Origin of the sequence: Celeribacter baekdonensis (genome assembly GCF_900102315.1) — a bacterium.
Classification (GTDB): domain Bacteria; phylum Pseudomonadota; class Alphaproteobacteria; order Rhodobacterales; family Rhodobacteraceae; genus Celeribacter; species Celeribacter baekdonensis.
Window position 1 is genome coordinate 327,865 of the sequence record NZ_FNBL01000002.1, and the last position, 15,236, is coordinate 343,100.

10 protein-coding genes and 2 tRNA genes are annotated in these 15,236 nt (G+C 58.3%); 5 read left to right on the top strand and 7 right to left on the bottom strand.

The genetic code is table 11. The features are described from left to right. Window positions 1-96: 96 nt before the first annotated feature. Both BLT54_RS05810 and BLT54_RS05815 read right to left on the bottom strand, forming a co-directional pair. Window positions 97-171, bottom strand: a tRNA-Gly gene (locus tag BLT54_RS05810). A gap of 91 nt (window positions 172-262) precedes the next feature. After that, window positions 263-337 (bottom strand) — tRNA-Gly (locus BLT54_RS05815). Between the two features lie 315 nt (window positions 338-652). On the opposite strand from BLT54_RS05815, the gene BLT54_RS05825 reads away from it, so the two are divergent. After that, complete coding sequence (locus BLT54_RS05825; protein WP_074642134.1) at window positions 653-1,786, top strand: NAD(P)/FAD-dependent oxidoreductase; 1,134 nt, start codon at window positions 653-655, stop codon at window positions 1,784-1,786. Window positions 1,787-1,792: 6 nt separating this feature from the next. On the opposite strand, the gene BLT54_RS05830 is transcribed toward BLT54_RS05825, so the two are convergent. Next, complete coding sequence (locus BLT54_RS05830; RefSeq protein WP_074642137.1) at window positions 1,793-2,368, bottom strand: helix-turn-helix domain-containing protein; 576 nt, start codon at window positions 2,366-2,368, stop codon at window positions 1,793-1,795. A 127-nt stretch (window positions 2,369-2,495) separates the two neighbouring features. On the opposite strand from BLT54_RS05830, the gene BLT54_RS05835 reads away from it, so the two are divergent. After that, window positions 2,496-3,662, top strand: coding sequence for a benzoate/H(+) symporter BenE family transporter (locus BLT54_RS05835; RefSeq protein WP_074642139.1), 1,167 nt, complete (start codon window positions 2,496-2,498; stop codon window positions 3,660-3,662). A gap of 43 nt (window positions 3,663-3,705) precedes the next feature. Here the strand turns inward: BLT54_RS05835 and BLT54_RS05840 are convergent, their stop codons facing one another. Next, on the bottom strand, window positions 3,706-7,149 hold the full coding sequence (locus BLT54_RS05840; protein ID WP_074642142.1) for a pyruvate carboxylase: 3,444 nt from the start codon (window positions 7,147-7,149) through the stop codon (window positions 3,706-3,708). A gap of 338 nt (window positions 7,150-7,487) precedes the next feature. After that, window positions 7,488-9,023 (bottom strand): MDR family MFS transporter, encoded by a 1,536-nt coding sequence (locus tag BLT54_RS05845; protein WP_074642145.1) that lies wholly within the window; start codon window positions 9,021-9,023, stop codon window positions 7,488-7,490. A 171-nt stretch (window positions 9,024-9,194) separates the two neighbouring features. Between BLT54_RS05845 and BLT54_RS05850 the strand changes: the two genes are divergently transcribed. Then, entirely contained in the window at window positions 9,195-9,800 is a 606-nt protein-coding gene (locus tag BLT54_RS05850) for a MarR family winged helix-turn-helix transcriptional regulator (protein ID WP_176832831.1), read from the top strand. Here the strand turns inward: BLT54_RS05850 and BLT54_RS05855 are convergent. After that, on the bottom strand, window positions 9,797-10,195 hold the full coding sequence (locus BLT54_RS05855) for a ribbon-helix-helix domain-containing protein (protein ID WP_074642150.1): 399 nt from the start codon (window positions 10,193-10,195) through the stop codon (window positions 9,797-9,799). The genes BLT54_RS05850 and BLT54_RS05855 overlap by 4 nt on opposite strands. A gap of 78 nt (window positions 10,196-10,273) precedes the next feature. Beyond that, window positions 10,274-10,831 (bottom strand): DJ-1/PfpI family protein, encoded by a 558-nt coding sequence (locus tag BLT54_RS05860; RefSeq protein WP_074642153.1) that lies wholly within the window; start codon window positions 10,829-10,831, stop codon window positions 10,274-10,276. A 171-nt stretch (window positions 10,832-11,002) separates the two neighbouring features. On the opposite strand from BLT54_RS05860, the gene BLT54_RS05865 reads away from it, so the two are divergent. Further along, a complete protein-coding gene (locus BLT54_RS05865; RefSeq protein WP_074642511.1) occupies window positions 11,003-13,621 on the top strand; it encodes an ATP-dependent helicase in 2,619 nt (872 codons plus the stop codon). 101 nt (window positions 13,622-13,722) lie between these two features. Next, window positions 13,723-14,886, top strand: coding sequence for a Hint domain-containing protein (locus tag BLT54_RS05870; RefSeq protein ID WP_074642155.1), 1,164 nt, complete (start codon window positions 13,723-13,725; stop codon window positions 14,884-14,886). The last annotated feature ends 350 nt before the right edge of the window (window positions 14,887-15,236 follow it).

Below are 15,236 nucleotides of genomic sequence, written 5' to 3' on the forward strand. Positions count from 1 at the left end.
CCGCGACTTCGTTGATCCCAGGCGGACACAGTATCGCCTGTTCCATAACAGACGCAGTATCGCCTGTTCCATCAAGGAGACATTGTGAGAAAGAATTGGAGCGGGCGAAGAGATTCGAACTCTCGACCCTAACCTTGGCAAGGTTATGCTCTACCCCTGAGCTACGCCCGCTCGGCGTGTCCCGTAACGTGGGTCTGACGTTTCCCTTGGGGTTCCGATTTGGGATCGGAGGGAAATTGACCCCTCTCCATATGGAGAGAGTTGGAGCGGGCGAAGAGATTCGAACTCTCGACCCTAACCTTGGCAAGGTTATGCTCTACCCCTGAGCTACGCCCGCTTCCTTGGGTGAGGCGTGAGATATGAAATCCCGCCCGAAGCTGCAAGAGGAAAATGGGCCTTTGGTCGGATTTTTTCGATTTGCTACGATTTGCGGCGGTTTGGCCTATGGGAAAGGGCACAGAGGGCGGGGGCGTCAGATGCGGGGGCATTCTGCCGCAGTGTATTTGGTATTTTTAAAATATATCTTTGATTTGGATTAAAGACAGCACGGTCCGATCCCGCGCATGTCAGTGATGAACCTGAACACCTATGCGCCCATGTCCGCCTCGGCCTGTCCAAGAGCCATGCGGGGATGGGTCCCCGGAGACCGTAAATGACCCATATCATGATCCTTGGCAGCGGCTTTGGCGCGCTCACCGCCGTGCGCGAGATTCGCAAGGCCAAGATGGACGCGCAGATCACCGTTGTCTCGCCCAACACCCACCTCACCTATTTGCCCAGCCTGATCTGGATGCCCTCCGGCATTCGCACCGCCAAAGACATCGACGTCGATCTGTCGCGGTTCTTTGCCCGCGAGCGGGTCGATTGGCATGAGGGCCGCGTGGTCTCTGTGTTCGACAATGGCCGCACGGTCGAAACCGATACGGGCACTTTGACCAACGATCACCTGATCATCGCCACCGGCGGGCGCTACCTCAAAAAGCTCCCCGGTCTGGCCGAACATGCGATCATTCCCTGCGAAGGGGCGATCAACGGCCAGATCATCCATGACCGCATCCGCGATATGGCCGGCGGCACCATCGCGCTGGGCTTTGGCACCAACCCGAAAGAGCCGCAAGCGGTGCGCGGCGGACCGATGTTTGAATTCCTCTTTGGCATCGACACGATGCTGCGCCAGCAGGGGCGGCGTGACCGGTTCAAGCTGGTGTTTTTCAACGGCTCGGATCGCCCCGGTCAGCGCTTGGGGGATCGCGCCGTCGAGGGGCTTTTGAACGAGATGCGCAAACGCGATGTCTCGATCCATATCGGCGCAAAACCCATTCGCATTGAGGCCGACAAGGTGGTGACCGAACGCGAAGAGATCCCCGCCGATCTGGTGCTGTTCATGTCCGGGCTGACCGGGCCGACATGGCTGGACAACACCGATCTACCGCGCTCGGAGGGGGGCTTTATTCAGGCCGATGAAAAATGCCGCGTGGTCGGATGGCCCGATACCTATGTGGTGGGCGACACGGGCTCGTATCCCGGGCCGTCGTGGTTGGCGAAACAGGCACATCAGGCGGATTTACAGGCGGTGGCGGCCGTGGCCAATATCGGTGATGTGTTGGCCGGGCGCGAGGCGAGCCATACATTCAAGGCCGAACTGGTGTGTATTGTCGATTCCGTGAACAAGGGTATCCTTGTGTTTCGCAATGAAAAACGGGCGTTCACCCTGCCAAGTTGTCGGCTGTTTCATTGGGCCAAACGCTATTTTGAATGGCATTATTTACGGGCCTATCGCCACTAATCGCCGCTAAAGGGACGCACGCGTGCGCGCATAGTGCAACGTGTTGTGAAACTGCGCGGGCTGTTTGGTTGGGTTGCGATAGCTGTGCGGTTGATCGGCGGCAAATCGCACCGCGTCGCCCTCGCCATAGCGGGTCCATTCCCCTGTCAGCAAAAGCTCGATCGCGCCTTTGGTAACAAAAATATCCTCGACCACACCGCTGTCATGGGGCTGAGACACATGGGTTTGCCCCGGCTCCAACCGGATCAAAAATGTCTCTGAGCCAAAAATCGGATCAAAGGCGAAAATCGGGTGAAAGCTGATGCTGTCCTCAAACCGCACCTCGGGTCGGGGGCGCGGTCCTGTGCGGGCGGTTGTGGGCGTCACCCGGTCCTCGATCAGCGCGGTGAGCGGCAGGTGAAACCCCTTGGCCAATTTCCACAGCGTTGCCAGCGTCGGTGAGGATTCGCCACGCTCGATCTGTCCCAACATCGCCTTGCTCACCCCGGTCAACTCCGCCGCCTGCGACAGGCTGAGGCCGACCTCGGTGCGGATGGATTTGAGGTTGAGTTGGATGGGCAGGGCAGAGGGGGAATTTGGCATTTTGATCGGCTGTCCTCTCAAAGAGCTTGTGCGCTATAACGTCCGTGCGCTATAGCGTCCACATTAAGATGGCGCAGGCCCCAACGCAAGCCCGCGCCAAACACTCCCGGTCAAAAGGCTTAAATCCATGTCAGGATTGAAACTCTCCCATCTCGTCTCCGGCGCCATCGCCGTGCTATTGGGCTACACAAGCAGCGTCGCGATCATCTTTCAGGCCATCGACGTTTTGGGCCTGAGCCATGCGCAGGCCAGCAGTTGGATGTTGGCGCTGGGGCTTGGCATGGGCCTCTCGACCCTGATTCTCACCCTGCGCTACCGGATGCCGATCCTGACCGCATGGTCCACTCCGGGCGCAGCCCTTTTGGTGCTTAGTCTACAAGGTGTGAGCGTGTCTGAAGCCATTGGTGCCTTTCTGTTTTGTGGCGCGCTTTTGACCCTGACGGGCCTCAGCGGGTGGTTCGAAAAACTCGCGCATCTGATCCCCGAAGCCATCGGCAGCGCGATGTTGGCGGGCATTCTGTTTCGCTTTGGCCTTGGGGTGTTTTCCTCGATGGAAGACAACCTGCCGCTTGTGGCGCTGATGTGTGCGGTTTATCTGGCCGGGCGGCGCTGGTTTGCGCGGTTTGCCATTCCCTCGGTGCTCTTGGCGGGCATCGTGTTTTGTGCGCTCACCGGGGCGTTTGTCACCGACACGGTGTTCGAATTTTCCCTTGCCATACCTGTCTTTACCTTGCCCAGTTTCTCGCTCTCGGCGCTGATCGGCATCGGCGTGCCGCTTTATATCGTCACCATGACCTCGCAAAACATGCCCGGCGTCGTCACGATGAAGGCGGCGGGATACGCGCTCCCGGTGTCCTCCGCCATCACCGTAACCGGGCTGACCACGCTCATCCTCGCGCCGTTTGGCGGCTATGCCTTTAACCTGGCGGCGATCACGGCGGCGATTTGTGCCGGGGCTGAGGCCGATGAAAATCCGACGACCCGGTGGAAAGCGGCCATGGTCACCGGCGTGCTTTATTGCATGGTCGGCCTGATGGGGGCAGCAGTGATCAGCCTGTTTGTCATCGCACCAAAAGCCCTTGTCGTCACCATCGCCGGGCTTGCGCTTTTGAACACGATCAGCGCGAGCCTGAGTGCGGCACTGGCCGCGCCCGCGCATCGCGACGCCGCTTTGGTGACCTTTATGACCACCGTGTCGGGCATCAGTTTCATGAGCATTGGCGCACCTGTCTGGGCCTTGCTGTTTGGCGCTTTGACCTCATTGGTTTTGACGCAGAGCCGCGCCCGCGCATAAAAAGCCCCGCTGGAGCGGGGCTTTTAAATGGGTTTTCAGAGACTTATTCGAATTCGACCAAAAGGTCCTTGGCGTCGATCTGGCTTGCCGGGTTGACGTTGACCGCCTTGATCACGCCATCTTGGTCGGCGTTGATCGAGGTCTCCATTTTCATCGCCTCGATGGTCAGCAATACGTCGCCCTTTTTGACCTTTTGGCCCGCAGCCACGGCCACAGTCGCCACAACGCCGGGCATCGGCGCGCCGATGTGTTTGGGGTTGCCCAACTCGGCCTTGGGCCGTGCGGTGGTGGTGGAGGCGGCGGAGCGGTCTTTGACGCGCACGGTGCGCGGCTGGCCGTTCAGTTCAAAAAACAGTTTGACCTCGCCCTTTTCATCCGGTTCGCCCAGAGCCTGACAGCGGATTTCCAAGGTCACGCCGGGATCAATCGACACCGAAATCTCTTCGCCCATTTCCATGCCGTAGAAAAAGTTTTTCGTCGGCAGAGTGCGCACCGGGCCGAAGTGGTCGTGGCGGTCCATGTAATCGGTGAAGACTTTGGGGTACATCAGATAGCCATTCAGGTCTTCGTCATCAATCACGCTGTCCTCAAACTTGGCGGCCAGTTCTTTGCGCGTCGCTTCCAAATCCACTGGCGGCAGGTGTTTGCCGGGGCGTTCAAGGTTGGGTTTCTCTTTACCCAGAACCTTTTTCAGGATCGTGTCGGGGAAGCCATTCGGCGGCTGGCCCAAATTGCCCCGCATCATGTCGATCACCGACTCCGGGAAGGCCACATCATGTTTCGGGTCCTCGACCTGAGCACGGGTCAGGCCTTGGGAGACCATCATCAGCGCCATGTCGCCGACCACTTTCGAGGAGGGCGTGACCTTGACGATGTCGCCGAACATCATGTTCACATCGGCGTAGGCCTGTGCGACCTCATGCCATTTTTCCTCCAAACCCAGCGAGCGCGCCTGGGCTTTGAGGTTGGTGAACTGACCACCGGGCATTTCGTGTAGATAGACCTCGGAGGCGGGGGCTTTGAGGCCGCTTTCAAACGCCGCATATTGGCCGCGCACCGCTTCCCAATAGTTGGACAACTCGCGGATGGCGGAAATATCAAGTCCGGTGTCGCGTTCGGTGAACCGCGTGGCTTCGACGATGGAGCCCAAACAGGCCTGCGAGGTGCCACCAGAGAAGGCGTCCATCGCAGCGTCGATTGCGTCCACGCCGGCGTCGGCTGCGGCCAGAATCGTCGCGGCGGCTGCGCCCGAGGTGTCATGGGTGTGGAAGTGGATCGGCAGGCCGACCTCTTCTTTCAGCGCCTTGACCAAAATCCGCGCCTGCGCCGGTTTCAACAGGCCCGCCATGTCTTTGAGACCCAAGACATGCGCGCCCGCGGCCTTCAAATCCTTGCCCATCTGGACATAGTATTTCAGGTCATATTTGGCGCGCGCCGGATCGAACAAATCACCCGTGTAACAGATCGTGCCTTCGCAGACCTTGCCCGATGCGATCACCGCATCCATTGCCACGCGCATGTTTTCGACCCAGTTGAGACTGTCGAACACGCGGAACACATCGACGCCGGTTTCCGCCGCCTGTTTCACAAAACTCTGCACCACATTGTCGGGATAGTTGGTGTAACCAACGCCGTTTGACGCGCGCAACAGCATTTGCGTCATCAGGTTTGGCATCTTTTCGCGGATGTCGCGCAGGCGCTGCCACGGGCATTCCTGCAAGAACCGGTAAGCCACGTCAAAAGTCGCGCCGCCCCAACATTCGACCGAGAACAGGCCCGGCAGGTTGGCGGCATAGGCGGGGGCGGCGTTGATCATGTCGATCGAGCGCATCCGGGTGGCCAAAAGCGATTGATGACCATCGCGCATGGTGGTGTCGGTGATCAAAAGCTGCGGTTGCGCGAGCATCCAATCGGCCACCGCTTGCGGGCCTTTTTCGTCCAAAAGCTGCCGCGTGCCGGGTACGGGCGTTTCCACCCGCAACGCCGGGATCACCGGCTGGCGCGCATCGGCTGCGGGTTTGGGGCGGCCCAAGGTTTCGGGGTGGCCGTTGACCGTGATCTCCGAAAGATAGGTCAGGATTTTCGTCGCACGATCCCGGCGCGGTTTGAAATCAAACAGCGACGGCGTGTCGTCGATGAATTTGGTGGTATATTCATTGCCGAGGAAAATCGGGTGTTTCAAAAGGTTTTCGACAAAGGCGATGTTGGTGGACACGCCACGGATGCGGAATTCGCGCAACGCCCGGTCCATCCGCGCAATCGCCGCCTCAGGGGTCGGCGCCCATGCGGTCACTTTGGTGAGCAAGCTGTCGTAATAGCGGGTGATCACCGCGCCCGAATAGGCCGTGCCGCCATCCAAACGGATGCCCATGCCGGTGGCGGAGCGATAGGTGGTGATGCGGCCATAATCGGGGATGAAATTGTTCGTGGGGTCTTCGGTCGTGACCCGGCATTGCAGCGCGTGACCGTCGAGTTTCACGTCATATTGCGACGCCACACCCGTGGCCTCGACCAAGGATTTGCCCTCGGCAATCAGGATCTGTGCCCGCACGATGTCGATGCCGGTGACCTCTTCGGTCACCGTATGTTCGACCTGCACGCGCGGGTTGACCTCGATGAAATAGAATTTGCCCGTGTCCATATCCATCAGGAATTCGACCGTGCCAGCGCATTCGTAATTCACAAATTCGCAGATGCGTTTGCCGAGGTTACAAATCTCTTCGCGCTGGGTCTCAGAAAGGTAGGGGGCGGGGGCGCGTTCGACGACCTTTTGGTTGCGGCGCTGGACCGAACAATCGCGCTCATAGAGGTGATAAATGTTACCTTGGCTGTCGCCCAGGATTTGCACCTCGACGTGACGCGCGCGGATGATCATCTTTTCAAGATAACCTTCACCATTGCCAAAGGCCGATACGGCTTCGCGCCGCCCCTCTTTGACCTTTTCTTCCAACTCCTCGGCGTTCATGATTGGACGCATCCCGCGCCCGCCGCCGCCCCAAGAGGCCTTGAGCATCAAGGGAAAGCCGATCTCGGCCGCCTCTTTGCGGATCGCGTCCCAATCATCGCCCAACACATCCGTCGCCGGGATCACCGGCACGCCCGCCTGCACCGCGACTTTGCGCGCGCTGGCCTTGTCGCCCAATTGGCGCATGGTTTTGGCTTTGGGGCCGATGAAGGTGATGCCCGCTTCGGTACAGGCATCGACGAAATCGGGGTTTTCGGACAAGAGACCATAGCCGGGATGGATCGCATCCGCGCCAGATAATTTGGCGACGCGGATGATTTCCTCGATCGAGAGATAGGCCGCAACAGGCCCCATGCCTTCACCGATTTTATAGGCCTCGTCGGCCTTGAACCGGTGCAACGACAACTTGTCCTCTTCGGCGTAGATGGCGACCGTGCGTTTGCCCATTTCATTGGCGGCGCGCATGACGCGGATCGCGATCTCGCCCCGGTTGGCTATCAGGACTTTTTTAAAGTTCGCCATCTCGCAGTCTCCCCTGTGACGCTGAAATTTTCATCAGGTTAGGGATTTCTGCAGTGCAGTAAATCCCCAAAACAACGGATGGTCGCCGAGGCATTGGAAACAGGTGTTCAAAAGCTGCACAAAGGTGCCGTAACTGGATGTGTCGGTACAATAATTTGCAGTTTAGCAAAATATATTCAGCTCATTAGCAAATAAGGCCTGCGAAGGTGCCGCATTTTGCAAACCTGCCATTTGATCAGATTTTGCAGGGCAAAAAAGGGGGAATCGCTGCCCCAAAGAGATGAAAAATTCCCCTTTGGGGCTAGGGTTTGGATCGGTCTGCGATCCCGTCTTCGAACCTAGCTTTGGCGCGAGGTCAGGGGGATTTCTTTTAGCAAAAAGGCGATGAGCAAGCCGCCTGCGGAGACTCCGGCGGCGATCCAATAGACGGGGTGCAGCGCCATCGAAACCGCATCGGCGACCAGCCCCCGCGCCTCACCGGAAAGACCTGCGAGCATCTGCGGTCCCAGTTCGGCAACATTGGCCAGCCCGTCCACAGGCGCCCCGCCCATCAGATGTGCCATCCGCGTTGCAAAGAGTGCCCCAAACAGGGCCACAGCGATCGAGGCCCCGACTTGGCGAAACATCAACCCGGCGGCGGTGGCCGTACCGATCTGTTGGCGCGGCACGGCGTTTTGCACCGCGGTGGTGACCACCGGGAAGATGCAGCCCATGCCCGCGCCAAGCCCGACCAGCGCCGCCCACAACGCCGGGGCGGGCAGGGTGGGAGAGAGCCGGGTCAGGGTCAAAAGCGCCACGGTGGTAAGGCTCAGGCCGATCAGCGGCAGGATGCGGTAGCGCCCGGTGCGGCCCATATACTGGCCGGAAATCGTCGAGGCCAAAAGGATGCCAAAGGTCATCGGGATCAGTTGCAGACCGGAGCTTGTGGCGGTTGCCCCTTGTGCCATTTGCAAAAACACCGGGATAAAGGTCAGCGCCCCAAACATCAGCGCGCCGGAGACGAATGAGATCGCTGAGGTCACGGCAAAGGTGTTCATCGCGAACAGTTGCAATGGCAAAATCGGTTCGTCGGCGCGCCGTTCGATGGCGATAAAACTGAGCACGGAGAGGACAAACAGAGCCATCAAGCTCAGGCCAATCGGGCCGGTCAGATCAAATTCCTTGCCACCCAGAGCGGTGAGCAAGACGATGGAGGACAGGGCCAAGGTCAAAGCCGCAGCCCCCGCATAGTCGATTTTATGACTGACGCGGTCGGGGTGGGCTTTGAAGCCAAAGACAAAGCCTGCGAGCGCCAAAAGACCGAAGGGCAGGTTGATGAAGAAGATCCAGTGCCAGGAGAGCGCATCGACAAACCAGCCGCCCAACAGCGGACCGGCGACGGAGGAAATGCCAAAGACGCCCGCAAAGACGCCTTGGATTTTGCCGCGTTCTTTTGGCGGGATCACATCGCCAATGATCGAGAGGGCCAGCACGAAAAGACCGCCACCGCCCAAGCCTTGTATCGCGCGGGCACCGATCAAAAAGCCCATGGAGCCGGACAGGCCACAGAGCACCGAGCCGGTGAGAAAGAGCGACACCGAGACAAAGACCATGTTGCGCCGCCCATAAAGGTCGCCAAGTTTGCCATAAAGCGGCGCGACGATGGTGGAGGCGAGGATATAAGCGGTGACCACCCAAGAGAGATGTTCAAGGCCACCAAGATCGGCAACGATGGTGGGAAGCGCGGTTGAGACGATGGTTTGATCAAGTGCCGCCAGCAACAACAGCACTGCCACGGAGGCAATGACGAGGCGAACAGAGCTGTGCTCATCCGCCGTGTTGGGGGCGGGCTCTGTGAGGGGGTCTGTGAGGGGCGGTGTGTGCGATTGCGACATGGGGACTCCTTTTGACCCGTCACACCCCCGACGACTCGGCCGGGGGGAACGGGCTTTGGGGAGAGAGGTAGTGCGGATTTATTTATGTGTCAACATCACATAAATGCGATTGTCACATAGTTGACATGCACACATAAAAGTGCAATTCCACGCCGCATGACCGAGAATGCCATGACAGATACATCCAAACCCCGCTTCTTTGATCCCCGTATCCATGCGGGCATCCCGCAGTTTCTTGAAGGCAAAGGGTTTAGTCCCGATGCCTCTGAGGCGCTTTTGCAATTGGATATGGCGTTGTTTCAATGGCGGCGCATGGCCGAGAAGGGCGAATTCAAGGGCAAGGTGTTGGAGGGTGTGACCGAGACATTGGAACCGGCACTGCTTCAGGGTCTGTTGTCCATCGCGCAATTGTCCGCTGGTATCGGTCGCACCGAGCCGGTTCAACCCACGATCGGCATGGTGGCCGAGGTGATGGCGGTGGACCCGTCCCGCGCTTCTCGGATTGTGTCCGAACTGGTGTCGCGCGGCTTTGTCGAACGGCGCGCGGCGCAAGAGGACGCGCGGCGCTCGGTTTTGGTGGTCACGCCGAAGTCGCGTCAGTTCCTTGGCGAATTCACCCTGTCGAAATGGCGCATACTCTCCGAGGTGTTTGAGGGCTGGGAGGGCGAAGACATCGCCACGTTTTCGCGCCTGTTTGCGCGCTATGTCTCGGGCCTTGTGCGGGTTGTGTCCGGGGGGCAAGAGGCCACGCAGGATGTGGTCAAACCCAAAGTTTAATTGATTTTCGCAGGCCGGGTCAGCGGGGCGGGTGTGATGCCCGACATTGCACGCCGCGCGGCTTCGCGGGCCAAAATCGCCCGCGCTGGGCTTGCGGCAATTGGTCGGCTGAGATCAGACGAAATTTCGCCCATTGCGATCAACGCATGGTAGCGGGCGCAGCACACGCGCAAAAACGAGGTGAAATTGCCCAGATCGTGATCGGCATCCATCGCCTCATGCCACAGTTTCGTGATCAACTGCGCAAGCGAGAGACCATCGCGCGCGCCGATCTCTTCGAGGGTTTCCCAAAAATGCGTCTCGATCCGAATGGAGGTCGCCACCCCATCAATGCGCAGGCTCCGGGTCCGGCTTTGCCAAAGCGTTGGGTCCGCGCCAATGAAAAGTTCACACATCTCAGGTCCTCCCTCCTGTTTGGTGATGCTCGCGTGCTGATCGGCGGCGACACACAGGCCCCCGCCGATCCCCCGATCTTACAGCAATTTCATAAACTGCGCGAGCCAGTCAGGATGAGCGGGCCACGCGGGCGCGGTGACCAGATTGCCGTCGGTGACGGCCGCACTCACCGCGATGTCGGCATAGGTGCCCCCGGCGGCTGTGACCTCAAAGGAACAGGCGGGATAGGCGGAACAGGTCCGATCTTTCAACACCCCGGCTGCGGCCAAAAGCTGTGCACCATGACAGATCGAGGCCACGGGTTTGTTCGCCTCAAAGAAATGCCGGATCATGTCCAATACCGAGGCATCAAGGCGCAAATATTCCGGCGCGCGCCCGCCCGGAATGACCAAAGCGTCATAGTCAGACGCGTCAATCTCCGCATAGGTCGCGGTCAGGGCAAAGTTGTGACCGGGCTTTTCCGTATAGGTCTGATCGCCCTCAAAATCGTGGATTGCGGTTTTCACCGTCTCCCCCGCTGCCTTGCCGGGACACACCGCATCCACCGTATGTCCGCAGGCCAAAAGGCACTGGAACGGCACCATTGTTTCATAGTCTTCGGTGAAATCACCTGTGATCATTAGGATCTTGGCCATGGTCTCTCCTCCCGTGATTGTCCATTTCGTGCGATCAGCCTAGGTCAGAGCGGGCCGTCGTGGGTGTTATTGGGATACTACGGTGAGGCGCACAGGAAAGATGTCCCTTGTGATGAGAACATATAAAGAACGTGCTTTTCCTTGGCGCGGCTCTTCTGTATCGTCATGTGCATGAGCAGTTTCAATGAAGATGACGCCTTCGAGGCGGCCGTCACCCGCCCCTCCGCGGACCCGTCTTCGGGTCAATCCCTGTCGCAACTGGCGATGCAGGGGGCGCGGGAGGCTGCGTTTGGTCCCCCTAATACCGAATACCTCGGTGATTTAAATCCTGCCCAACGTGAAGCCGTAGAGGCACTGGATGGGCCAGTTTTAATCCTTGCAGGCGCGGGGACAGGTAAAACTAAGACGCTGATGGCGCGCGTTGCACACTTAATTACTGTGGGGCGCGCACGGGAAAATGAAATTCTTGCTGTGACCTTTACCAACAAGGCGGCAAAGGAGATGCAAGATAGGTTGGGCAAGACGCCGTTCAATCTGAAGGAGAATGTGCGGTGGATGGGAACATTTCACTCGGTCTGCGCCAAACTTCTGCGCCGTCATGCCGAGATGGTTGGGCTGAAATCGAATTTTACGATTTTGGACACGGATGATCAGAAACGTCTTCTTACTCAGCTTGTTAAGCTCGTCGGAATCGATGAAAAACGACATCCTCCCAGATACTTACTTGGACTGATAGATAGTTTTAAAAACCAAGTATGGACGCCAGGAAAAGTTCCTGCGAGTGCAGACCTGGAGCTTTGGGCAGAAAGGATTTTTGATCCGCAAGACCTCCCGTCAGCACGCAGATCGTATCAGTTTAAACACCGAAACCCCGCAAGTGGTGCCGTCGGTCGGCATATCGTGATGCTTTCGGAACTCTACGAGGTATATCAAACCCGCCTTCAGACCCTCAATGCGGTGGATTTCGGCGATCTCCTCTTGCATATGGTGACGATTTTCCAAACCCACCCGGACCTGTTGGAGCAGTATCAGCGCTGGTTCAAATACATCCTCGTGGACGAGTACCAAGATACCAACGTGGCGCAATATCTGTGGCTGCGGCTCTTGGCGGGCGGGCATAAAAACATCTGTTGCGTCGGCGATGACGATCAGTCGATCTATGGCTGGCGTGGTGCCGAAGTGGGCAATATCTTGCGGTTTGAAAAGGATTTTCCCGGCGCCAAAGTCGTGCGTCTGGAACAAAACTACCGCTCCACCCCGCATATTTTGGCCGCGGCGTCGTCGGTGATCGCGGGCAATCGGGACCGCCTTGGCAAAGAGCTTTGGACGGCTGAAACCGAAGGCGAAAAAGTCCGCTTGATCGGCCATTGGGACGGCGAAGAAGAGGCGCGTTGGGTTGGCGAAGAGATCGAGGCGATGCATGGCGGCTCGCGCACGCGTTTGCGGCAATTCTCCCTTGATGACATGGCCATCCTCGTGCGCGCCTCGCATCAAATGCGGGCCTTTGAGGATCGGTTTTTGTCCATCGGCCTGCCGTATCGCGTCATCGGCGGCCCACGCTTCTATGAGCGGATGGAGATCCGCGATGCGATGGCCTATTTCCGCGTGGTGATTTCGCCCGAGGACGATCTGGCCTTTGAGCGCATCATCAACACACCCAAACGCGGGGTGGGCGATAAGGCGCTGCAAGACATCCAAATCGCGGCGCGCTCGAATGGTGTGAACTTGGTCGAAGGCGCGCGAATCGCCATCGCCGATGGGTTACTCAAGGGCAAAGCCAAGTCCGGTGTGGCGGGGCTTTTGGCCGATCTCGACCGCTGGTCCGGGCTTTGTGCACAGCAAATTCGTTACCCCGGCGCGGCCGATGAGGACGCGGTGGTGGAGGACGTGAGTGATGAACCCGCCGAGATCAGCCACATTGAATTGGCCGAAATGATCTTGGATGAATCCGGCTACACCACCATGTGGCAAAACGACAAAACGCCGGAGGCGCCGGGGCGGCTTGAGAACCTCAAGGAACTCGTCAAGGCCTTGGAACAATTCGACAATCTTGCGGGGTTTTTGGAACACGTCGCGTTGATCATGGACAATGACAGTGGCAAAGATGGCGAGAAAGTCACCATCATGACCCTGCATGGGGCTAAGGGGCTTGAGTTCCCCGTGGTGTTCCTGCCGGGGTGGGAAGAGGGGCTTTTCCCGTCGCAACGGTCGATGGATGAAAGCGGTCTCAAGGGCTTGGAGGAAGAGCGCCGTCTGGCCTATGTCGGCATCACCCGCGCCGAGGAAGTGTGCACCATAACCTTTGCCGCCAACCGGCGCGTTTATGGCCAATGGCAATCGCAACTGGCCTCGCGGTTTATCGACGAATTGCCGGTCGATCATGTGGACGTCATGACGCCTTCGGGGCTTTCAAACACGCCGGGCGGCTTTGGCTCTATGGGTGGGCATCGGGACGATGACCTGCCGCGCGCCTCCTTCCATGATCGTGTGTCTAATGCCGATGCCTATGAGTCCCCCGGCTGGCGGAGGATGCAAAACCGCACCCATCAGGCAAAAGCGGGACAACGCGGGGTGTCGCAATCCATCGGTAAACATCCCACCGTGATCGACGCCAAAGCCGTCGTCGCCTTTGCCATCGGTGATCGGGTGTTTCACAAAAAATTTGGCTATGGCGAGGTGATGGAGATCGAGGGTGACAAGCTTGCCATTGAGTTCGATCATTCCGGTTTGAAAAAGCTGGTGGCGGGCTTTGTCTTGCCCGCTGAAAAGGCCTCTGATGTGCCGTTTTGAACCGCCTTTTTGAGCCGCATTGGTCGCGAAATACGTCAAAATTAGCTGGATTTTAACCGTGCTGACTTAGCGTCCTGCCATCCACAGGGGGTGACTGGACGATGACGATAATCATCAATGCAATTGACAGCCAATTTGCGGCGTCAACCGGGGCGAATGTGAATTCATCGCCGGAGCTATCGAAATTTGACTACCCGCCCACCTCGACCAACAGCTTGATCATCGAATCGCAACCGGGTGATGACAGCCCGTTCATTTTTTCTCCCGGTGACACTTACACGCTGACCTTTTCGGGGCAGGGCGGGGATACCATTGAAAATGCCACGGTTGTGCGCTCCGATTATATCAACACGGGCGGCGATGAAGGCCATGCGGTGGTGTTTGAGGGCTATGACAGCAATGGCGAATTGGTCCAAGTGGTCTGGACCCCCGAATTCGACCTCGAATCATGGTATTTCAACAATTTTGTCGGCGGGCAACCGCCTGAATTTTATAATACCGATATAGATCCGGCCACCACCTATCAAGCCGTGTGTTTCGAGGCCTCCATGCCGATCGACACCCCGTCTGGGCGGATCCCTGCGGCGCACATTCGCCCCGGTGATTGGGTTTTGACCCATGATCATGGCCCGCAAGAGGTGCGTTGGGTCGCGGCCCGCGACGTGCGTGGGTGGGGACGCCATGCGCCCGTTGTGTTTGAACCCGGTGCAATTGGGAATTCTGGCCCGCTTTGTGTCAGTCAACATCACCGGGTGCTGGTGCAGGGCGACGAAGTGATGCAAAAACACGGTGTTTCTCAGGCGCTTTTGCCTGCGGTTTGCTTCGTAGACGGCACCCATGTGCGGCTACGACCGCAGGACAGCATCACCTATGTGCATCTGTTGTTTGCGCGTCACGAGTTGATTTCCTGTCAGGACGTGGTGTGTGAAAGCCTTTATCTTGGCCGAGTGGCCTGTGAGGTCATGGATACAGCATCTGTCACGCAAAAAGGCGCGCCTGAAAGTGGGGCGTCTGAAACTCTGATGGGTGTTTTGGGCATGTCAGGCGGGCAAACTCCGGCCCGACGGTTTTTGTCGGTGCGTGAGGGGCACGCGCTTTTGGCGCAGATTTCGGGTCACACCAGACAGAAACCAAAACTGTTCTTGTCGCCGGGGCGCAAGCACAGCCGACCTTATCATTTGGATCTGTTGAAGGGGCCGGGATGGTCAGGCGGCGGTTTACCCGCATTTGAGAGCGTGATGCACTCAGACGCGCTCCACGTCTAAAGCCTTTTCGCCTTTTGCCGAGTCAGAATAAGCGCAAACGGCGCTTATCCGACATTTCAAAATCCAAAGGCCAGATATGAAAACACCCGCGCCAGGGAGGAGGAGGGCGCGGGTGTCTCAGTATGCGGGCCACGAGGGAGGAGAAGGACCCGTATCAGAAAGAAATGCGGCGGTGTCAGGGAGGAGGAAGACACCGCCGCCTTCAGTAACGGCCCCTCAGGGAGGAGGAAGAGAGACCGCATATCGAGGGCTTTCACCCGGTATAGGTGCGACGATGCAGGGAGGAGGAAGCATCGCCGCTCTGGTCTTTGGGGTCCAAGGGAGGAGGAAGAACCCCAAATTCCGGTATC

What these genes read in the sequence shown, in the direction of transcription:
- BLT54_RS05825 (WP_074642134.1), top strand. Translation starts at nt 653, where the DNA reads ATGACCCATATCATGATCCTTGGCAGCGGCTTTGGCGCGCTCACCGCC.
- BLT54_RS05845 (WP_074642145.1), bottom strand. Translation starts at nt 9,023, where the DNA reads ATGTCGCAATCGCACACACCGCCCCTCACAGACCCCCTCACAGAGCCC.
- BLT54_RS05840 (WP_074642142.1), bottom strand. Translation starts at nt 7,149, where the DNA reads ATGGCGAACTTTAAAAAAGTCCTGATAGCCAACCGGGGCGAGATCGCG.
- BLT54_RS05835 (WP_074642139.1), top strand. Translation starts at nt 2,496, where the DNA reads ATGTCAGGATTGAAACTCTCCCATCTCGTCTCCGGCGCCATCGCCGTG.
- BLT54_RS05855 (WP_074642150.1), bottom strand. Translation starts at nt 10,195, where the DNA reads ATGTGTGAACTTTTCATTGGCGCGGACCCAACGCTTTGGCAAAGCCGG.
- BLT54_RS05860 (WP_074642153.1), bottom strand. Translation starts at nt 10,831, where the DNA reads ATGGCCAAGATCCTAATGATCACAGGTGATTTCACCGAAGACTATGAA.
- BLT54_RS05830 (WP_074642137.1), bottom strand. Translation starts at nt 2,368, where the DNA reads ATGCCAAATTCCCCCTCTGCCCTGCCCATCCAACTCAACCTCAAATCC.
- BLT54_RS05850 (WP_176832831.1), top strand. Translation starts at nt 9,195, where the DNA reads ATGACAGATACATCCAAACCCCGCTTCTTTGATCCCCGTATCCATGCG.
- BLT54_RS05870 (WP_074642155.1), top strand. Translation starts at nt 13,723, where the DNA reads ATGACGATAATCATCAATGCAATTGACAGCCAATTTGCGGCGTCAACC.
- BLT54_RS05865 (WP_074642511.1), top strand. Translation starts at nt 11,003, where the DNA reads ATGAGCAGTTTCAATGAAGATGACGCCTTCGAGGCGGCCGTCACCCGC.